The sequence below is a fragment of the Nonomuraea sp. NPDC049269 genome (assembly GCF_043197155.1).
Taxonomy (GTDB): domain Bacteria; phylum Actinomycetota; class Actinomycetes; order Streptosporangiales; family Streptosporangiaceae; genus Nonomuraea.
Map to the genome: position 1 here is coordinate 421,809 of NZ_JBICSO010000006.1, position 21,700 is coordinate 443,508.

The window sequence follows — 21,700 nt, forward strand, 5'->3', positions numbered from 1 at the left end:
TCTCCTTCTGAGGTGATGTTCTAGATACAAAGATACCTAGGTATCTAGCGCTGTAAACCGAGATAGCTAAGTTGCTTCGAAATTCCTTACAGGTTGCCCAGAGACCTAGGCATCTAGAACCGCTACTGTTGAGTCATGGCAGCCACCGACCGGCGTCGGCCGTACCTGAGGATTGCCGAGGACATCCGGCGCGACATCGCATCAGGCCGGTATGCCGTTGGGGAGCAGCTCCCCGTAGCACGCGAGCTGTCCGAACAGTACGGCGTGGCCATGATGACCATCGGCAACGCGCTGGCCGTACTTCGAGATGAAGGACTGATCGAGACCCGCCAGGGGTCGGGCAGCTTCGTCACCCGTACCCCCGACGACGTCGAGGCCGCCCCCGCCCCCGGCGAGCACAGCGAAGAGTTTCGCATCATCTCCGAGCAACTAGGCGAGATCCGCCAGCACATGCAGAAGCTGACGGTCAGGCTGGACGAGCTAGATGCTCGGACTCGTCCTGATCAAGCCGAGAAGTGATCCTCACCGCGCGACGCTGGAGATCGGCCAGGTCAACCGTGATCTCTGCCAGCTCACGAAGCAAGATCTGTCGTTCGATCTCACTGAGACCCACGAGTACTGCCCCATTCGTGTAGGTAGGACGCCGAAGCGTCCCCGGGTTACCTGACGGGTGGGGAGCCAATGCGCGGATAGGCCCACCGTTGTTGGGACTAGAGCAGCCGCATCACCTTGGCGAGGTTGAGCACCTCGCGCTGCCGATGCAGCCGCTCGCTGCCACGAAGGTCACGCACGATGTTGCGGACCAACGGGCGGTTACGGACGTGCTGAGGCGCGATGCGGTCGGCCCGGAGCAGGGCGTCCGCCGCTTCGTTCTCCTTCCTGTTCATGTGGTAGCCCGCTGCGGTGCACGTCCAGTAGTGCGCCTGCCGCTCCGACGAGGCGATTTCGGCGATCTCGACGTGTTCGGCCCGGGTGATGACATCGCGAGGCCGGCCCAGCTCCATGCTGACCTCGACAGCGTGGATGGTGGTGTTGACCCGGTTGAACTGGGTCTGAAAAACGTTGCCGTCCCGAGGGAGGACTTCGGCGACGCGGCGAGCCTCCTCAAGGTGGCTTTCCGCCTCTCTCTGATCCCACAGCCGGGAGTACGCCACCGCGGCCCGCAGATGCAGCGCGCCCCACATCGCCTTGATCGTGTCGTCCGCCCCTACATGAGGTTCGATCTGATCGAGCGCCGACAGCGCCGCGCCCTTGGCCGGATCGAGTTGCGCTTCGTGCAGCCACACCCCGCACAGATCCCAGCTTGCCGCCGCGATCAGATCCGGCGAGCCGACCCGTTGCGCGGCGACGAGTTCCCGCTGTACAGCGGTCCAGCCCAGGTCGTGATGCCCGAGGAGGTTAGACGACACTCGCGCCATGTGGCAGGCCCGCAGCATCAGCCCCTCGGCTCGATCGCGATCGGCTGAGGAGCTGCTCGTGATCGCGATCAGGTCGGTAAGAATCCTGGGCAACACCTCGCCCAGCGCGGTGAACTTGGCGTCCTGGCGAAGCTGCTCGGCGAGCCGGACATTGGCCTCCAGTTCCTGAAGCGTCCGCGGCTCCCCCGGGGCCGGCAGCACCACCCCACTGGGCAGGGAGGCTTGCTGAAGCGCGAGCCGCAGCCCGGGAACCGCGGCGTGCCCGGAGTCGAGTTCCGCCGTCTCGTGCTGGTACGGCTGGCCGGTCAGCTCGGCGACCTCCACCCCGAGGACCTCGGCAAGCTGGCCGACGACGCTCATCCGGTCGAGCGGCATCCGTCCGTTCTCCACCTTGGACAGCCAGGAGACGGACCTGCCGACCTTCTCGGCGAGGGTCGCTTGATCCCATCCCTTGCGGTGACGAGCCCGCGCGATCCGCTGGCCCTGCGTCACGTACTCTGTTGCCACGTCGCCGCCCCTCCTTCTCGTCGTCGCCTGCTTCGACGATAAGGCGGAGGACCTGCCCGACTGGCAGAAAAACTGCCAGTCGGCAGGCATGCGAAACCGCAGGTCGGGCTTCGACCTGCGGAAACGGCCGTCACAGATCGGTTGCGAATCGTGACGCTACGTGCGCGAGCTATGGGTTCGGCGTGTCATCACCTCGCTTCGCCGCGCATGATGCGCTGCCACAGCGTTTCCGCATCACCGACCTTCATCCATGGACTATCGACGACGATCCACGGGGAGACGGACCGGTCATGCCGCCGTACGAATCCCAGTCCGCCGGCCCTGCACTGTTCGAAGACCAGAGGCAGGCACTCGCAGGTGTGGGCCCGGATGCGGACACGATCCGTACGCCGCTCGACGGGTGACCATGCCACCGATGTGGCGTCTGGCCGAGGCGAGGTGGGATGCATGCTGTGAAAATCGCCGAACGCAGCCACAGGCTCACCGTCCCTCAGAGCGCACGAGTGCCCATGTCGGGCTGGCGACGCCCGAAGAGCACGGTCGATGAATGGGCGTTGGTGAGCGAGCAACCAGCTCAAACCGCATGGCGCGCCCTCACGGGGGCGGCCCGCCGGAGCGCACAAGCGGAGCCCCACCCGGAGGGGCTCTGGATCTGCGCTCACCAACGCCACACCTCAAAGCTAGCAAGCCTGTAAGTCCCTGTCTACTCCGTGAAGCTCCATGGAGCTTCACGATCCGGTGTGAAGGGCCGTGAAACGCCCTCCTACTCTCATACCGTGGCCAGATATGTCGAGCACACGCGCACCTGGGAGTTCGACGAGGACCGTTCCCGCTGGGAACAGATCCTCGAAGTCCTCCTGGAGCGGATCGACACCCGTGAATGGGGACCCAAGTTCAAGATCTCCGAGGTCAAGCTCATGGAAGAGTTCGGAGTCGCCCGCCCCACCATACGGAAGGCCATGGAACGCCTCAGGGCCGCAGACAAGATCTACACCGTCCCCAACCTGGGCAGCTTCGTCAACGCCGACAGCGAGGCGTGAAGAACAACGACGCCGACGAACCCAGACACAAGCCTCCAGCGGAGTAGGCTCCTGCGACGTGAGCCAGCGGATCGACTACTTCGACGACCCGAACGCGCCTGCCCCAAACAGCCTCGTCCCGTCCGTGAACGTCGTGGTCACCAACGACGCCGGCGAGGTGCTGCTGATCCGACGCTCTGACAACGGCAACTGGGCCGTGCCCGGCGGAGCCATCGACCTCGGCGAGTCCATCCCCCAGGCGGCCATTCGGGAGACTCTCGAAGAGACTGGGATCACTTGCGAGATCACTGGGCTGGTTGGCACCTATAGCGATCCTCGCCACGTCATCCACTACACCAGCAACGACGAGGTCCGGCAGGAGTTCTCCATCGTCCTCACCGCCCGCGCGGTCAGTGGCCGACCGACTCCGAGTGTTGAATCTAGGGAAGTGCGCTGGGTGCCGCGGGACGAGTTTGAGGACTACGGCATGCATCGGTCGATGCGACTGAGGATCAGCCACTACCTTCAAGGCGGGAGCCCGCACATCGGCTGAAGCAATCGCAGCCAACAGTGTCAAGCATCAACTGCTGCGGAACAGTAGGCCATCAGACAGCATAACCGCAGTTCACAGGCATGATTGAACAGCCGGATGAGACTTTTCTCTACGGTTTTCAAGGGCGGTCCGCCCCTGGCGGACCGCCGGGCGGTCGCTGGCCGCGCTGCGGCTCTTCGGCCGATCGCGGCCAACGCCGCCCCGCGCACGAAGTCCCGACACAGGCCACGTGAGGGCGAGGAGTCCCTCAGCTAAGGCCGTGACGATTGCCCACTTCGGCTGATCGTGGTGCATGGCCGGGGCAATCGGCTGCCGCGCCCCTCCTTCGTCGGGGCTTGCCATCGAACTCGCAGGGTGGCTCCGCCTGTCCATCAGCCACCCTCGCGCATTCCTCTCACCAGCCCCATCACGTTGTGACCACTCGCATGTCCCCCTGGGCTCCAAGACGCCCCTCGGGCCCTGAGATCAAAGCTGCCGATGGGGAAGCAAATAGCGCCGGAACCGCACGATTGACTGACACACATCAAGTGAACAAAGCTACGCTTAACTCTGTCTCGCCAACCCCGAGCCTACACATGGGACCGTCGGGGGGATGTGAGGGAAAAGCCAGAAGCACCAGATCGATCAACTTAATCACCTAGTAGGCAGGCATAGTGGAACTCAGCGTTGGCGATCGATTCAAATGGGTCGACGAGTCCGTGACAATAGCCGCAATCATCGCCAACCGGGGGGACTACCTGGATCTGATCGTTGAGGACGCGGCCGGGAACCTACGCAAAGCAACCCTAACTCCGTCGGAGATTGAAGCTGGACATCTACCTGCAAATGATGGCACCGGATCCAGTGTCGCCACGATCGCCTATCTCTGGGGCAAATGGATGGAGTGGGCAACACCGCGTATTCGTGCAGCGGCCATCGCAACAAAGCCGCTTCATCCCTTCCCCCACCAAGATGAAGCAGTATTCGTTCACATGCTGCCTCAACCCCGTCTGCGTTTCATCCTTGCTGACGAGCCGGGTACGGGTAAAACAATAATGACCGGAATGTACATTGCCGAAGGCAAAAGGCGGGGGGTGGTTCCTGGAAAAATTCTAATCATTCCACCAGCCCATCTAGTATCAAAATGGATAGACGATCTACGTCGTTACTTTGGCATCGACGCAGAGCGAATCACTAGCGCTATAGCGCGCGAGCCCCGTACACTTCGCCCAGACGTCGATGTATGGCTGGTCTCTGTAGATCTTTTCACCCACAATACCGACGTACTTCGCAAAGTGGCGGGCCCAGAAGCCTCGTGGTCTCTTGTCGTTTTCGACGAGGCCCACCGACTTACCCCTACATCTCAATATCTTGGCGCCGCTCGTCATATCTCCAAAGTTACCCATCACCTCCTTCTCCTCACAGCCACTCCGCATCGCGGAAAAGAGTGGTATTTTCAATCCCTACTGAACCTACTTGATCCCAGTTACTATCACCTCCCCACGAAACCGAGACGCGCAACCGATGTCACGACGCCTGCACGGCCAGGCCGACTTCATTTCCTACGACGAATGAAGGAAGATCTGCGCGGACTTAATGGGGAGCTCCTATTCAAACCCCGCCAGGCAGAAACAAAACAGGTTGACCTTACAGGAGAAGAGCTCAACTGTTATGACGCAGTGATGACTTACGTTGACACATGGTATGATCAACGCTCAATCCTCGCCCGATCGATTTACGGGAAGCGCGCAGCATCATCGTTAGCAGCTGCGGCAGCCACTCTGTCCCGCAGACGTACTGCTCTAGTCCAATCTCAGGTCACTCAGGTTATTGCCCCAACCCCAACTGGCTTCGAAAGCGAGACATTTTTCGGGGCTGCAGTTGAGGATGATGAAGCATGGGATCAGGCGGAAACGTCGATTATATCCGAGCGAAGCCGAGATCGCCGAGCCGAATTGGCTGATGTAGAGAACACGCTTAATCGGATAGAGCAATGGCTCGCCTCAGCTACTGAACCGGCAAAGTGGCAACACATACTTGACATATGCAGTACCCACAACCTACGGCCTGGGCCAGCAGGTGGCCAGCTACTCGTCTTTACAGAATTCACCGATACCGCGGTCTGGCTACGGACACTATTCGACAACACTGGCTATTCTACAGGCCTTCTATCCGGGCAGAGCACTCACGAAGAACGCGACATTTTACAGCAGCGTTTCATAGCGGGCGACTTTCAAGTGCTAATATCTACAGACGCCGGAGGTGAAGGCATTGACCTCCAGTCCGCTCATGTAATGGTGGATTGGGACATCCCTTGGTCATTGGTGCGTCTCGAGCAACGCATGGGCCGACTCCACCGAATAGGGCAGGCCAACACAGTCGACGTATATCACTTAGTCGCACCCGCAACAAGAGAAGGACGAGTTCAGCAGGTCCTTCTTAACAATCTATGCGAAGCATCCAAAGCCCTCAACGGGCGAATCTTTGACCTACTCGATGCCACAGCTGAGCGCACCGGCTTCAACTTCACCGCAGCGCTTGCCGATGCCCAGGCAGGCCAATCCAGGCTAGTCATGGATCAAGTTCCGTCAACCGAGGTCCTTATAGCAAAAGCACGGGAGCTTGCCAATGACGAAGACGTGCTGCGAAGCCCGACAGATCTACACGAAGCGCAAGCCCGATTTGCTCAGGACCGCCTTGAGGCGGTAAATCCCATAATGGTCGAAGGCTTCCTACGATCGTTGGCGGATGCCTCAGGATGGTCAGTCAGTCCGGGACCCGCCGACAAAATAGTCACCATCACTTCAGAAACCCTTCTCCCCGAGCCACTAGGAGAGGGCATGACATGCTTGGTGTCTGTCGATGGCAACGCAACAGAAAACGCTCGACGACATGGCGCTGAGATTCGAGGCATCGTTACGATCGGACCGAGCGAAAAACCATTTAGGCAACTTACCCGGTATGCCTGCGACAAGTTCGAGTCAGAGGTCAGGCGAGGCGGAGCTGCTTATGACCCAGCGAGCCTAACTGACTATGAGCTATTTATCTTCGACGCAAACATTGAGAGATCCGACGGTGTCGTTCGAACCCGTCGCTCTCTCCCCTTCCTGATTCGATACTCCGCCAAGACAGCCTTCCATATTGCGTGGGAGTCAATTGCTAACTTACGAACCTCCACAGACAGCGCCCACCCTCCGACACCAGCAGCGCGCCTGTCCGCAGAGGAGGCGGCGTGCGCTTACCTCAACGCAGAGGCGGGTAAGGAGCAATCTATTCAAAGCCGGTGGATTGCAAGAGCTCGTAGCGATCTCGACGAAGTTGCCGCACGCTGGAGTCGCCAGATACGGGATCTACCTCTTGAAGAACGACGCGCAGCGCGGGAACGTTTCGAACTGGACAAAACTCAAAGGGCTCGCGATCTAGCTGAGGCTGAACGCGTAACCATCTCTGCACCACACCTGGTCGGATGGCTGCATGTATCCGGCGGCGGGCAGACAGCTGATTTGGGTTATGACCCAAATAGTGAGGCAGTCGCTATCGCTCGCGTTGCTGCAGAGCTCGATCGGGCCGGCTTCGAAGTGGACGATCGGCAATCGGCACGGCTAGGCTATGACCTCTTCGCACGCCATCGAGTTACACGCGAACAGCGTCTCGTGGAGGTGAAAGGTCAGCTAGATACACTCACGAGTGTGACCTTAGAATCACATGAATGGGGTCAAGCTATGCAACGCGGCGCGGATTACTGGCTCTACATAGTAATTAACTGCGTCAGCGGCGGTCAGATCGCCGTCCGCTTACAAGACCCGGCGGGCGCGCTATCAGATGCTCCCATCCGCATCCAGCGTTTCCGTATCCCAGTTTCCGAACTACGCCGCTTTATCGAAGGAGATGTATGAAAGACATCGATGAAAGCCGAATGATCGACCGTTGGTTCCCAGTTGCGGCTGTCGACGATGCATGTCGTACGCCTGAGGGATCTGGCCAGAATGAAAAAGCCATCTTCACGTGGTTCGCATCACGACCTATTGCTCAAGCACGAGCGGCAGTACTCTGCTCGTTACTTGAGGACAGTCCGGAGTCGCGGACGGCGGTCAATACAGCTGTCCGCACCGGCGACACAGACGTCATCGAGAATCTCTCGAAGCAGATCGTTAACAACCACTCCAAAAAACCGGTGGTGCTGGATTGCTTCTCCGGACGAGGCATCATTCCGCTTGAAGCAGCGCGTCTCGGTCTCCGCGCAGTAGGCGTAGATCTCTCCCCCGTGGCAGTATTGGCAAGCCGTCTACTTGCAGATTGGCCTCTCCAAAATTGGGATAGAGAGCCTTCTCTGCCATTCAAACATATATCGTCAGATCAAGGCAGTGAAGCTCTATTCGTTTCACCAGAGGCGAGACTGCTCGTTGACGTTCGTTCGCTCCTACACGAAGTTGGCATACGCGTCGAAAAGAAAATGTCTCGCTATTACCCTAAAAATCAACTGGGCAACTACCCCTGGGGAACCCTGTGGGCGACAACTATCCCGTGTGACGCGTGTAAGCGACGTTTTCCACTCATAGGATCTCTCGTATTGCGGAACCCATATAAGAGAACCTATGACCCCGGCCAAGCGCTTCGCATTCATGCAGACACCGAGTCCGGTACCTGGCATGTTGAGGTGTTCGAGGGGATCCCTACGGATCAACCCACCTTTACAGCATCAGCGGGTAGACGAGGAAAGTCCGCCCGATGCCCGTTCGCCGGCTGCCACCACGTGCACAGCTTGGATGCCGTAAAGTCGAAGGGATTCGCAAAGCAGTATCAAGACGCACCGATAGCCACCGCAGATATTGTGCAGATACTTGTCCCTGGACGCAAAAAGCCTATCGAAAGGAAGGTTTTTCGCACTCTCGATGAACGAGAAATAGAGGCCGCCACTGATCCTAGTATTCTCGATGACCTGGAATCGTTCGGTGATTTGACGCCCGTACCCAATGAGCGCATCCCTTCTGGAAGCAATGACACTATTCGTGCGCTTGGGTATGGATTCCTCGACTTCGGCAGTTTGATGAATAGGCGTCAAGCTCGACTATTTGCCGAGACAGTCCGAGCGATTCGGGAGTGTCATGCTGAGCTCTTGCCGAATGTGTCACCCGAATATGCTAAGGCACTGACCTCATACGCTTGCGCTAATCTAGTGCGCTGTCTACGAGCCGCCACTCGAGGAGTTCGACTTCAAGCTGTCGGAAAGACCAACGGATCTGAGCAAAACCGCAATAAAGTCGGCGACATATTCGTTAACCAGAGCTCGATTGGCTACGGTCTTGACTTCTTCGAAGTGGGCGTCGGGACTGGCCCTGGCACATGGTCATCTAGAGCTGAAACTATGCTGCGCCCGCTAGAGGCGCACCTCGAACGTATTACGGCTCTGGCGCAGGCCGGCAAGTTCCGAATCTCATCCGCGACAGCCCTTCCCTATCGGGATTCGACTGTGGATGTCGTTGTCACTGACCCCCCCTACTACTCAATGATTGAGTACGCAGATGCGAGCGATCTGTTCTATGTCTGGCTTAAACGGTGTTTGTTTGACATTCTACCTGAGCTGTTCGGGAACAGAGATCATCTTCAGAACACGGATCAGGAAATCATAGTAAGCCGTAGGAGCGGAGACAGCGATCCAAGAGATGCTGCCTGGTACGAAAAGGAACTCTCAGTTGCATTCGGTGAGATGCGACGCGTGCTCAAACCAGAGGGAAGGCTTCTTGTAGTCTTTGGCCATTCTGATCCAGCGGCTTGGCGCCGCCTGCTCGGAGCCGTCCGTGATGCTGGCTTTGTAGTCACTTCTGCATGGCCGGCTAGGACTGAGTCTGGCGAAACAGGAGTGGCCTCAATTAAGGTTACTGTAACTATCGGATGCCGACCTGCACCTTCCGAACGCCCTACAGCACTCGCGAATCACGTGGAAAGAGAGATCGTAGAACTAATACGTGACCGCCAGCCTAAGTGGGACGATGATCACCTCGCCGTGTCTGATCAGCTTATGGCGTCATATGGTCCCGCCATGGAGGTAGTTGGCCGCTACAGAAGAGTGCTTAGTGCTGACGGAAGCGAGCCAGATTTGAATCACTTCCTTAGCATCGGCCGAAGGGCCGCTGAAGACACAATGGCGATTCAAATCGAGAAGCTTCCTCTCGAAACCTTCGACAAGTTTACCCGTTTCGCTATTTTCTGGATTCGCGCCTTTGGTCGGACGCCGGTAAACAAGGGTGAGGCAGTCTTTCATTCCCAAGCTAGCGAGCTCAGCCTTGCCGATCTACGCGGGCACCTTCTTGTGGAAACTAAGAGTGGTTACGTGATTACCCTCGACGCGCCGCCATCTATCACAGAACGGTCTAGCGTCATCCACATAGTTCGCGCCCTCGCAGCTGCTTGGCCGACGGGTGGCACCGAGGAGGCGGCCACCGTTCTAGCCGACGCCGTAAGAGATCCGGACGATGCTCACATTTGGGCCACTATCTCCGATCTTGTTCAACAGCTGCCTGATTCGGATAAGATCGCTAAGGCGCTTACTGCATGCCAACGCAATCGGCGTCCCATTGTCGCTATGGCCAGAAGCGGCCTAAAGAGACGACACCCAAGCCAGTCGGTGCTTGAACTGCCGTTCGATGAGTAGTAGGGAGCAAGTGGATGACGACCATCCCGCATTGGGCGGACATCCTTGACCTTCGCTCAGAGGTTATCGAGCGTCAGGGGCACGCAGAGGGACTCCAGATGTCCCTCTACGCAGCCGTATATCAAACGTATGAGGTTCCTTATAGGGACGCTACATACTGGTGCGATATCACAGAGCCCACGCCTCGCCTCGTCGGCTTCCTCGCCGACATCGCAAGGCGTCTCGCGACGCCGGCCGACATCAAGGCTCTATACCAGCTCGATCAGGGGATGGGCGGCGGCAAGAGCCACGCCCTTGTGGGCTGTTGGCACATGGCTACAAATACCGAGGCCTTCTTCGCAACGGATGTTGGAATCGCGGTAAAGCGCGAGGCCGAGTCTCGCAGCAACGAGACAGTAGTAATTCCGCAGGTTAGAACAATCGTACTGTGCGCAGATCACTTCTCCCCCGGTGTCGCACGTCCAGAGTTCGGACCTGCGACCAACCTTCACGAACGCTTCCTGTGGAGCCTCTTTGATGGCGACCGGTCGGCTTATGATGAGCATGTCTCTAAAGGTATAGATAAGGCGGCGCTAAAGGATGCGTTAAGCGCAGCCAGCCAACCGGTTCTTATCTTGCTTGACGAGATTATGGACTACGCCCTTGCCCTCGCTGATCGCGAACATGTTGCGGACATGCCTGGCGAGCAGGCCTTCCTCAATGCGCTCTGCGACGCTGTCGATGACTTACCTCATGTAGCGATGGTCATCGTAATGATTAGATCTGATCTAGACGAACAGGGCTACGAAGGAGCGGCCGCGGACTTCAGAAGTTATCTGTCCCGGCGCCTAGAGCGCAACGGAGTCGATATCGCGGTTAACGAGCCTCAAGACTTCGGAGCTATAATCAGGCGGCGTATTTTCCGTCAATCTGACAGACCACTGCCTGTTGAGGACCTAGCACAAGTTTGGCGATCACTCTCCGCCGAATCGTGGAACGACCAAGTGTTTTCGCGTTTGCCTGGACCGCGACAGCTGGGTGGTTTCGCTGACCGACTCGCGCAGAGCTATCCCTTCCATCCAGACCTGCTTGATCTGGTTGAGAACGATTGGACTCAACACGCCGGATTTCAGCAAGTCCGATCGACGGTCGAAGTCTTTTCCGCCACCGCCTATTGGTGGGTCAGCCAACACGCAGCTCAGGCATGGGTTCCTGCGCTGATCGGCGTGGGAGACATACCTCTTCACCTCACTGCCGACAACGTCCTCAGCTCGGGAGTACTCCACGGAAATGACAGAACCATTGTCGCGCTTCGACAGGTTGCGCAGACTGACGTTATCTCCTCAGATAGGCGTCAAGGGCGCTCGCTTCTGATTGATCAGGAGATCTCGAACGGGCGTCCATGGTCTAGCGCACAACCACTGCCGGCGGTAAGAATGGCGACAGCACTTTGGCTCTATTCTGTCGCGGCCAGGGCGCAGGGTAAGCGCGGTGCGACCAAACCTGAGCTGCTGGCGAGCGTCTTCGTCCCTAATATTGAGTTCGCGTTCGCCGATGGCGAGGAGATTTTCAATGCGCTAGCTGACCCAGAGGAAGGGCTTGGCGCCTTCGACATCATACCGGGCACCGGAGGCACGAGCCCCACCAGGTATCAATTCTCCACGACCAAAACGTTGCGAATGTTCCATAGGTCCGCGCTCGGGCGCACAACTCCAGTCTCTTCTTGGGAGCTCATCTGGGAGCGCGCCCGGAAGAATGCTACGCCTGGGTCAGGATTTGATGATATTCAGTACATAAGCGTTCCCGCAGATGAGGAGCCTGATACTCTCCGCGACCTATTCGAGAACGTCGATCAGAGACGTAGCAATCGATTGGTGATCCTGGATCCCCGTCGGTGGATGCTGCTTAATGGCAAAGATTCAGAGACACGGGCCGATATCAACGCCGTGCTAGGCCTCGGCCAGAATCATCTGAGCGTGGATTTTGCAGCTTCCTGCGTACTCGCATGTGTAAATACGCAACGCCGCGATACGCTAGTTAAACGTGCCCGCCATGCTGTAGCGTGGCGGCTGGCGGCCAACGATGTAGACCCCGACAGTGATCTCTATCTGAACGTCGAGGACGAGTATACTAAGGCGCTAAAGGAGCTCGACACCGACGTACGGAGGGCATTTCAGCATTTCGCCTATCTCGTTCGCGACCAGGATGGGCTCCACGTAGCGTTCGCTCGCTTTGAGAGCGATGCGAAGAGCTCCTTGTCTGGAAATGATGTATGGGGTGAACTCGTCCGAAAGGGAGACGCAGTCACGTCAGGCCAGCTATCCGGCTCCTATTTGCATCAATTGCTCGACTTATCCGAGCGAAGTTATACCCTCGTCGAAGTGATCGACAAGTTCTGGCGCGATCCCTCCTTCCCAATGGTTCCAAGCATGAACGAGGCTCGTCGAGCAATTTTCGACGCCCTTCGACCTGACTCGGACGGCATAGCCTGGGCACTCGTTACCCATGCCGGGCTGCCGATCGAAGTGGCTTCACCTGAGTTGCTGCTCATCGGAAGTTCTGACCAGATCCTAAGGGTTGTTTCCGCACCTTTCGATCAACTCGGGCGCTCCAAGGCAGACGAGACGGATGACGAGTCTGCGAGCTCTACAAAGGAATCGTCATCCGGTGGCCACGGGCGGCCCGTAGACCATAGACCAGGCCCCAGTGACCCAATGCCACCACGCGACGAAGCCACTAGTGTTGCCTATCGGATACATCGGGTGACCGTTAGTAACCGAAGCATCGTGGACCCTGATATGCGTGAACTTATGTGGAAGCTGTTCACTGAACTCGCTGACGTGCTGGATCCGGCCAGCGGAGTCGACGTCCAAGTAATTAGTGCATCTATCGACATAAATGCTGCTACGGGCGGTCTTGACAGTTTTCATCAGAAGGCTGTTGATGCTTCTGCATCTTGGACCGAGATCGACGAGGACTTCTAGCAGCAATGCCGTGTGATTGAATCCTAGGCCGGATGTCCCAGACGCGGCTCAACCGGGATATCTAAGGTGACCTTCAACTGGCCCGCGCAACATCGTCTTTGGCGTCTACCTGGAGATAGCGCGATTGGCGTCGCCGGAGCGCCGAATTTGGACGCGGCGTTCTGGCAGCAGGGCGGCCATGACCTCTCGGCCGATAGTGCTAATGAGGTCGCTAGGCCAGGGGATGATGCCGCTGCTTTGCATGGCCTGGTCACGGGCAGTGTGTAGGACGATGACGAAGCTGGCCGGTCGGGGGTGGATCCGCGGCCAAATGCCGTTAGCGTAAGCCATGGCCAGGCGCAGGACTTCACAGGAGACCAGCACGGCGAGACCTCCTGGGCGAGTCCGGACGGGCTGCGTGGCCCGTAGTACCTGGCCACCCGCCATGATGGATTCCCCCTCCAAGCGGCCCCCAGCGATCGTGATGCAGCCTGATCAGTTCGCCGGCCGGCTGACGGTCGTTGATCAGCGTGGTGACCAGATGCCGCCCCGTAGTGGTGGTGGTGATGATCCGCAGCCGACGACCCGGATCGCGGCAATGCCCAACAATGACAGGCACAAGGCGTCACCATGGCGCCCTCCATCGGGATCTGACGACTGTTGTATCCTCCCAGCCCACCTCGTTGTGATGGCCCTATTCATGTACGGTAAACATGATTCATCACTCACCTCCTGCGGACGAGACCTAACCCACTACACGGGTAAACAGACCTTTACAGTGATTCGCACATCTGCTGGAGTCATCGGCGATGAACGATTCTAGGCTCCGCATCGGCCCTGATCACCACGCGCCAGCCCTCATCGAGAGCCTCACGAACATCTACTTTCGCCAGCATCTCAGAAACTGGCCCTGATATTCGGATCGGACCGGCCTCGATAACGCGGCTCAAGCGCTGCCCAGTTTCAATACGCCCCACAGGTCTTGGCAGATTCTCAAGCCGATGCGTGATCTCTATCTGTAGGACTTCATCCAGTTCATCTACCTTGTTCTCTAGATGGCCGAGCACCTCTGCTGGTTCTCCTGAAGGAACCGTCGGCAACGCTTCGATCACCCGGTCGACGATCTCGGGAGCGACCTCAGCAATGACGTCGATGAAGTTCGACATAGTATGCAAGGGGGATTGGTAGATTTGGATACCTAGAGCACCCGGAAAGTACGCGGATCCTTGAGTCAGGCGCTCACCAATCATGGCTCTGTCGTCCGCCAGCCAAGAAGCGATTAGGGCTCCTTTTTGGAGATCTCCGGGCGCATCCAGCATGTTCCGCGCAGCTGAAAGTTCTAGCGCACCTGACTCCAACTCACGTAGGACGGCGGCATGCTCTGCAACCACTTCAAACTTCAGTACCCCCGCCACTCGCTCAGTGTCTCCATAGTTGGCCCGTATCGCTACGAGCAAGCCGGGCGTGGTGCGCCGGTCCATACGACTGATCAGCCGCTTCGTCAGCACGTCCGCGGCATCAAGAAACTGCGTATCCGTCCCTGCGTAGATGTTATGGAACAACGCCCTGGTCTCATGGTCGGTGAACCTACCCGGGGGGAACTGTCGTCTAGCAGTGAGATCCTGGAGTGCCTGCGCATGTCCGCCGAGGAAGGCATTGACGCCCGCATCAGACCCACGAAGGCGTGGGTAACCAGGGGCAGCGTGATGGGCGACCATAGCGTACGTCATGTGAGTGATTCGATGCATGGAGCCTCCCTAGGGCATAGAGATACCATTATCATGTATCCCGCGCCATCTGAGACATGTGGATCCAACGTCCTGGAAGTGGGTTGCCAACAGAACCCGAGTTGCAAGCAAGTCTCGCTACTGTGAGTGAAGGGCAGACATCGCATGCCAGCCTATGACTTTTCGACCTTGTCGCCTCTTGATTTTGAGGATCTCGTAAGGGATGTACTCAATGAAGATCTTGGCCTGAGACTACATAGCTACCGGGCCGGTCCCGATCAAGGTATCGATCTTCGCGGCGAAGATCCGTTAACCGGTGAAACGATTGTTGTTCAGTGTAAACGCTACATCGACTCATCCGATAGCACGTTCATTAACGCCCTTCAGCAAGAGGCAGGAAAGGCGATTGCTCTTGGACAGGTACGCTACATATTGGTTGTGGCGCGCCGGATGTCACCCCAGCTGCAAGATAAAATATTTGAAGCTCTGCAAAGTGTAAATATCAAGCGTGATGATATTTGGGGACGCGAAAGCCTTAATGCTGCGCTTGGACGGGTTCAGCATGTTGAGCGGCGACACTTCAAGCTATGGCTGACATCAGTCGGGGTTCTGCAAACGGTGATCGAGGCTGGGATATGGCAAAGAAGTGAGGCGCTCCTCCAGGACCTCGCCCAGCGAGCTCGCGTCTGGGTACAAACCCCCAGTTTTTTCGAGGTCCAGAACCTTCTTAGCGATAGAGGAGTGTGTATTGTTTGCGGCCCGCCCGGATCGGGCAAGACGTCAATAGCCGACGCGATCGTACTATCTAGTTTGGCTGATAATTGGCAAATTATTCACGTCTCCGATGATATAGAGGAGGCGTGGGCATCGATTCGCGACGACGACTCCCGTCAGCTTTTTTACTACGATGATTTTCTTGGTCAAGGCGCGCTTGATCTCCGCAAGAATGAGTCATCCCGCCTAGCACAATTCGTCGCCTTTGTGGAGGCTAGGCGACCTCGCAAGCGTCTGATTATGACCACGCGAGACTATGAGCTTAGTAGAGCGATATCGAGCTCGGACGATCGCTTAAGGCGTGTATCAAAGCAATCTGCTCGACATACGCTTGCACTAGCGCCTGCCGATACAACACTCCGGAAAAACATCCTATATAATCACGTAGACTATTCAGACCTCCCACGGGAGGAGCAGAGTAGACTAAGGCTCGACAACAGGCTCCTGAGCGTCCTTGAGCATTCCGCTTTTAGCCCTCGCCTCATACGTTATGCTATTGAACGACCACTTGCTAATGTCGACGCCGAGGAGGTATTCAGGAGGCTCCAATGGGCCTTAGACAATCCAGATGATCTTTGGGCAGCTAGCTTTGAATTGATTTGGCACCGCGGCATAGCCGTTGACATTTTGCTGCACTTGGCGACCTTGCCGCCGCGCCCTTGGCCGCTCGAAGCAGTTAAGACATATGTTCGGCCGTCTTCAGCTCACATCTGGGTCTCAGCTCTTCGCGCGCTAGAGCCAACTTGGGTAAGAGTGCTTGGCATCGGCATCAAGCAATCCATTGTTCTTTCCAATCCAAGCTGTCGTGACTTTCTATTAACGTTGTTTGATGAGTCGAACATAACTCGCGAATGGCTTGGCAAGGTAGCTCGACTTGAGCAGCTTGTGTTTCTTGGAACGCACTCTGGTCTTCTTCCGCCTGAACCAGGAGGGTCGAGTCAAGAATGCCGCCCGCTTCTGATGGAAGTCCTAAAAGATTCTCAAGATGAGCTTGAGCGCATTGTGCGAAGACTTACGTCTTATGAACTGGGTATCGCCGACGACGCTGGCCGGGTCAGAGCGCTTCTGCACGCTGTGCGTGTCCTGTGCATCTTCGGAACTGCGGCAAGCAATAATTGGATTCTAGAGGACGTTGAAGGACTCATTGGGGATATTCAGAATACACCCCGTGCTCCATCGTGTGATTTCTTCAGCCTCGCTGGCTGGCTGTCCTCCATGCCAGCCAATGAACCAGATCGTGTTCGATCGTCTGTTGATTCACTTCTACGGCTTGGTGTTCGCGGAATCAGAAATCTCGGCGATCTCGATGCCTATGAAAGTGTGAGCGTCGAGTTGAGAACCAGTGACGTGCAGAGAGAGGTCATTCCGCACGCGGACCAGCTGATCCGTAGCGAGCTAGACTATATAGCTTTTCATAGCAATGACCATGAGTTTATCGATCAGTCCATACGTGAACTACAGCAGCGCGCCCGATGGTATGGCCTGGATTTTTGATGATGCCTCGTTTATTAATCTAGCTAGTAACCTGGATGGGGGAAGAGGTCAGGCAATGTGAACTCGCTTGGTGGACCCATACGGAAAGCCGGTAGGCAACCGATCCTCTAGACTGCACCCGTCGCTTGGGTACGCGGGCTAATCTTGCTCGGCAAATGCGCCGAGTCGGCTATCTGCCCAGCTCAAGCTGCCTGAAGGGACGGATTAACCTCCGCTCTCCAACAGCGGCTGCCGCAGTTCGATCGGTTACATCCCGGTCGGTTGGTGTAGAACCGGCCCTGGACGGCGCGTCGCCTTCAACGACGGGCGGGCCATCGCGTGAGTCTCTGCCTGAAACCTGTCAAGTGACACGTAGATGAGAACCAACGCGATGACCCTGGACCAGTCAACCTGGAGCGTGCCATCGAGACCGCCGGTGGCACGGACGTATTCGAAGCAGCAATCGAGCACGGCCGCAGTGACCCTGCACCGCAGATCAACTAGGTGTCCGGATTGGAGGACTCTCGCAGAGGTCCAACGTCTCCGGTGAGGCTGTTGAGGTCGAGGCGCAGGTCACCGGCGTCGAAGGAACCGATTGGATCACGGATGCGGCACCATGACGGCGCTGTCGTATGAGCCTCGTAAACCCGGTAGAGGACATAGCGTCGGCGGGCGCGTACCGCGAGCCGGAACTCCGAGGCGGGCCAGCTGAACTTGCCCTGCCGGCCTGTCGTGGACTTGACCTCGACCCACAAGTCGGCGCCATCGTCGTCCACTGAGACGATGTCATGGTCAGCGCCGGAAACGGAGTCCGCGATCCACTTGACACGATCTGGGGCATAGCCAAGTTGCCTGACTCGCTCTCGCTCGATGCAGAGGACAATTTCCTCTCCCCGTCGGCCCACCTCCCGGTCATCCTCAGATTCCTGATAGCTGCGTGGCGACCAATTGCTGGAAACACCCCTACCTGAGGCCGCCTGTCGGCGCAGTGGCGTGCCTGTTCCCGCTGCCTCCCAGGGCTGGACACGGCTTAGGTCAGACAGTGAAGGCCGCGGGGCGCGGGTCGGCCTTGGTGCCGGCAACTGTCGCGTACCGCTGGTTTCAGGCGGCGGCGGCGACATGGCCTCCTGGATGACATGCTGGCTGATGGCGTCTGCGAGCGATGCCATGCCCTCGTCGTCAGCGTCCTCCATGTGTTCGGTGTCCGGTACCAGCCTGGGCTGCCAAGGGATCTTGCGGCGCTTCAGCTCGCGCTGGATTTCCAGCGCAGATCGGCAGCGCAGCAAGAAGTAGATGGGGTCGCCGAGGACCTGTTCGCCGCGCGGCCCTGGGTCAGCCAAGACCGCGACCGCACTGGCCACCGAACGGCGCAGCTCATGAGCGCCAACAACCCGGGCGAGGATGATCCGATCGTCGCGTACGTCGTAGTCCGCGTCCACGGTGACGTCATGTCCGCCGATGCGGTACCTGCGCTGTATCCCGTTGACGACGGTGATATGCGTGATCTGAGCGAGCTGGGCCGTGAGGCCGGCAGCGGTACGTGATTGGTCTGGCCCCGAAACTGTAGAGGCGAGGGCGGCAACCGCGGACGCGAAATTCGGGTCGCGGAGCCGGGTGAGCATGCTGCCTGTTCGCCCTGTCTGATCCTGCTCGGCTTCGGGCCCGTACTCGACACTCGCGAGGACCGCTGCTCCCGACAGTGGTTTGGCTCCAGCAGCTTTGAGGAACCCGATCGCGCCGTCGGAACTCTCGGCGAAGGAAACGGGCACGCGCGCGGCCAGCGCTGCGGATGCCAGCGCCGGGTCGTCGTTGATGAGGAAGCTTCCCGCAAGCGCCTCTTCTACAGAGTGCAGGCCGCCCTGGTCGTCCAGGAGACAGGGTGTGCCAGGGTGCAACCCTTCTGGAGACTTGTCGAGGTCGCGGTAGGCCCGCCGCAACGTTTCGGCCACACGCTTGGGGATCGGCTGCTGCGCCCGGTAGCGTTCGCCGATGCGCTCGAACAGACGCCGCCAATGCGCGTCGGTAGGGCGCCGGGGAGCACCCAGGAAGGCCCAAGCATCGTGCAGCCTCTCCGGAAGCACCGTGACGGCGTCGAGAAACCTACTGCGGTTGTCCCTGCCGATGAGGCAGTCGCCTGCTGCCTCCCATCTGCTGTCCGTCCAGATGACCGGTCGATTGCGCAGTTCCCCGGGCAGTCGCTTTTCCCGGCGCAACGCCGACACCAGCGCCTGGTAGACAAGATCGGACCTGTTCACGCGGCCACCGGCCTCGCGTAGTTTCGTGAGCGTTGCGAGGATGTCATTTGCTCGCGGTTCGGTACGGCATCCCAGCTGCCGCAGCATGGCCGATGACATGCCCACGGTGTACGGGGCGTCCTCCCCCAGCACGGCGACCAGCTGCTCGGACCGTATGTAGGTGTCGCAAGGAGCCGAGACCGCGCCCGGTCCGGTCTCGAGGAATTTGATCGTTTTCAGCTGGCCGAGCACGGAGGGGGTAAGCAGTCTTCGCAGCCGCGTCGCAGCCTGTCGCATGACCGCCGGAGGCACAAAGCCCTGCTCCACCAACCGCGCCAGCGCCACAAGGTCGCTGCCGAGAACTGTGCGCCGAAACCGCAGTTGCTTGAGTGACACGTTCGCCTCGTCAGCGCTGGTGGGTAGGTGCAGTGCCGGCGCTAACAGTGATGCTCCGCTCGCCGATCGGCTCACCATGTCCACCGGAGCGACCCACTCTCCGCGTTCCTCTTGGAGCACTGGGGAGCGGCGGACGGCAGCCCATGCCTTCCGCGTCAGAGTCGGTCGGTCACGGATATAGCGTCCGAGAGCATCACGCTCCTGCTCGGAGGCGGTCCCATCCTCGATACGTCTCGCCGCCTCGATCACCCATTCCGAGAAATTGAATGATCTGCACAGTTTGGCGAGGACAGTAGAGTCGACCAAGTCAGGATGCAGGGTCTGGTCCTGGGGAATCACGTCGACAACCGCCTCGTGAACCAGCCAAAGCTCGTTCGGCGCACCGAGCGTGTTCGCGCCGGTCAGCGTTGTGGGCGACGTGGACAGGTCTTTCCTATGGCCGGCGTTGAGTTCGGTCCTGCACGCATCTAGGGCGGCCGCGAACTTCTGCTGGAGCGACAAGCTGCGCAGCGTTTCGGGGAAGCCCGGGTAATGGCGTGACACCTCGGTAGCTGTATCGACCTTGGTCGCCAGTCCCGTCGCACCCGCGCCGGCGCAGCGCAGGCGGATCAGCGTGTTGACGTTGAACGCCTTGCCTCCCAGTTTGATCGCCATCGCCCGGGTGTCTGGCCGCGAGGCGAAGCTGGAGTGCAGGAGGTCCTTCGCGTGCAAGGCGTCGGCAGCGAAGGTCCCGAGCGCGGGGCTGATCGGGATCGCCAACGACCCGACCGTGGAGCACACTGATCGCTTTGCGCGGCCTGTCGCCTGAGTCGGCCAGCACGGTTCGCTGCGAAGCAGCCGGTCAATCTCCTCGCTCAGGAGAGACGCTGTGGACGAGTCGGCAGACTCCGGGTCGAAGGCGAGGAAAGCCTGGGCGCCGAATTCGGCGAACAGGCGTTCGGGAAGCAGCCGAACGGCGAACGCGGCGGATTGCTGGAGAAGCCAGGCGTTCCACTCGCTGTTCTGCGGATCGACAAGCTGGCTGCGGTCCTCGGTCATCTCGAACGGGGCGCTGATGCTGAATGCGAATCCGGTCCGCGACCGCGTGGCACCGATCGGGTAGTAGAAAATCCCGGGCGTATGCAGGTCCAAGCGACCGCGCCAAGTCCGGACTGAGACGCCTAACCGGACTCGGCCTCCAGGGACCCGGAAATAGCCGGGCACATTCGGCCTGTGGAGCCCGGCTGGCGGCATCAGGACATGCTGATACTCCAGCTCAGTGATCGGTCCGAGCGAGTGGCCCAGCGAAGGGCCACGCTCCTGCAGGCGGGCAGTCCGCCTTATCAGATTCGGGCCGGACGCCTCGGCGCGGGCAGACTGCCGCCACCGCAACTCGTGTCCAAGACGTGCGGAGCGAAGCACCACGGCCTGCAGGTTCTTTCCCCGCCCGGGATGCGCCAGCTTGATGAGCGTAGGCGCGAGCTCGCCAGCAATGGTCTTCAGCGCCTCGGCCTCACGATGCTCGTCAAAGGCCCGCAGCGGCCCGTCGTCAGCCTGACGGTACGGGACCATAAGCGTCACACCTGGCTGGGCCTGCGATCCCGGATGGACCAGCGGTGCGGCCAGCGCCCCCTTTGAGCGGTCAAGGATCGTGCGCCATCCCCCAGACATGATGTCGATACGGTCCCCGAACAAGAACAGAGATCGGAGACCGAAGTTCTTCGACCCGATACCGTTGGTCTTCGGCTCGACGCGGTCACCTGCACCCGGTATCAGACCGTGGCCGAGCATTACGCTCAGCCGTTTCCACCCCGCACGGTCGATGGTCTTTCCGCTGCCACGGATGATGACAGCATCCGAGCCGAACTCGATGGACAGTTCGGTTCCTCCTGCGTCGTACTCGTTCTGCACCAGCTCCCGCAGAACGTCCGCCGGGGTATGGCTGCGCGCGAACTCGGTGAGCAGGCTCGCACCGACGTGGAACTGGAAGTCGAGGTCCGCAGGTGCGGCGAGGATAGGGGATAGATCAGCCATCAAACCGCTCCAG

At 58.9% G+C, this 21,700-nt stretch carries 10 protein-coding genes; 7 read left to right on the forward strand and 3 right to left on the reverse strand.

The features are described from left to right. Positions 1-135 precede the first annotated feature (135 nt). Complete coding sequence (locus ACGFNP_RS33875; RefSeq protein WP_358341126.1) at positions 136-519, forward strand: winged helix-turn-helix domain-containing protein; 384 nt, start codon at positions 136-138, stop codon at positions 517-519. A gap of 191 nt (positions 520-710) precedes the next feature. On the opposite strand, the gene ACGFNP_RS33880 is transcribed toward ACGFNP_RS33875, so the two are convergent. After that, positions 711-1,925: a helix-turn-helix domain-containing protein gene (locus ACGFNP_RS33880; RefSeq protein WP_393325581.1), complete on the reverse strand. Its 1,215-nt coding sequence runs from the start codon at positions 1,923-1,925 to the stop codon at positions 711-713. A gap of 776 nt (positions 1,926-2,701) precedes the next feature. On the opposite strand from ACGFNP_RS33880, the gene ACGFNP_RS33885 reads away from it, so the two are divergent. From ACGFNP_RS33885 to ACGFNP_RS33905, 5 genes are all read left to right on the forward strand, one after another. Next, on the forward strand, positions 2,702-2,965 hold the full coding sequence (locus ACGFNP_RS33885) for a winged helix-turn-helix domain-containing protein (RefSeq protein WP_393325583.1): 264 nt from the start codon (positions 2,702-2,704) through the stop codon (positions 2,963-2,965). A gap of 58 nt (positions 2,966-3,023) precedes the next feature. Then, on the forward strand, positions 3,024-3,497 hold the full coding sequence (locus ACGFNP_RS33890; RefSeq protein ID WP_393325586.1) for an NUDIX domain-containing protein: 474 nt from the start codon (positions 3,024-3,026) through the stop codon (positions 3,495-3,497). A gap of 653 nt (positions 3,498-4,150) precedes the next feature. Further along, a complete protein-coding gene (locus ACGFNP_RS33895; RefSeq protein ID WP_393325588.1) occupies positions 4,151-7,372 on the forward strand; it encodes a helicase-related protein in 3,222 nt (1,073 codons plus the stop codon). Then, positions 7,369-10,128: a hypothetical protein gene (locus ACGFNP_RS33900; RefSeq protein ID WP_393325590.1), complete on the forward strand. Its 2,760-nt coding sequence runs from the start codon at positions 7,369-7,371 to the stop codon at positions 10,126-10,128. The genes ACGFNP_RS33895 and ACGFNP_RS33900 overlap by 4 nt, the downstream gene beginning before the upstream one ends. 14 nt (positions 10,129-10,142) lie before the next feature. Continuing rightward, positions 10,143-13,091 carry a DUF499 domain-containing protein gene (locus tag ACGFNP_RS33905; RefSeq protein WP_393325592.1) on the forward strand — a complete coding sequence of 983 codons (2,949 nt, stop codon included), beginning with the start codon at positions 10,143-10,145 and terminating at the stop codon, positions 13,089-13,091. A 779-nt stretch (positions 13,092-13,870) separates the two neighbouring features. Here the strand turns inward: ACGFNP_RS33905 and ACGFNP_RS33910 are convergent. Further along, positions 13,871-14,818, reverse strand: coding sequence for a hypothetical protein (locus ACGFNP_RS33910; protein WP_393325594.1), 948 nt, complete (start codon positions 14,816-14,818; stop codon positions 13,871-13,873). Positions 14,819-14,962: 144 nt separating this feature from the next. On the opposite strand from ACGFNP_RS33910, the gene ACGFNP_RS33915 reads away from it, so the two are divergent. Beyond that, positions 14,963-17,065 (forward strand): restriction endonuclease, encoded by a 2,103-nt coding sequence (locus ACGFNP_RS33915; protein ID WP_393325596.1) that lies wholly within the window; start codon positions 14,963-14,965, stop codon positions 17,063-17,065. A gap of 479 nt (positions 17,066-17,544) precedes the next feature. Here the strand turns inward: ACGFNP_RS33915 and ACGFNP_RS33920 are convergent, their stop codons facing one another. Next, positions 17,545-21,687, reverse strand: coding sequence for a DUF3883 domain-containing protein (locus tag ACGFNP_RS33920; RefSeq protein WP_393325598.1), 4,143 nt, complete (start codon positions 21,685-21,687; stop codon positions 17,545-17,547). Positions 21,688-21,700 lie beyond the last annotated feature (13 nt).

Coding starts and splice junctions, on each gene's coding strand:
- ACGFNP_RS33875 (WP_358341126.1), top strand. CDS start 136: ATGGCAGCCACCGACCGGCGTCGGCCGTACCTGAGGATTGCCGAGGAC.
- ACGFNP_RS33900 (WP_393325590.1), top strand. CDS start 7,369: ATGAAAGACATCGATGAAAGCCGAATGATCGACCGTTGGTTCCCAGTT.
- ACGFNP_RS33905 (WP_393325592.1), top strand. CDS start 10,143: ATGACGACCATCCCGCATTGGGCGGACATCCTTGACCTTCGCTCAGAG.
- ACGFNP_RS33910 (WP_393325594.1), bottom strand. CDS start 14,818: ATGCATCGAATCACTCACATGACGTACGCTATGGTCGCCCATCACGCT.
- ACGFNP_RS33915 (WP_393325596.1), top strand. CDS start 14,963: ATGCCAGCCTATGACTTTTCGACCTTGTCGCCTCTTGATTTTGAGGAT.
- ACGFNP_RS33920 (WP_393325598.1), bottom strand. CDS start 21,687: ATGGCTGATCTATCCCCTATCCTCGCCGCACCTGCGGACCTCGACTTC.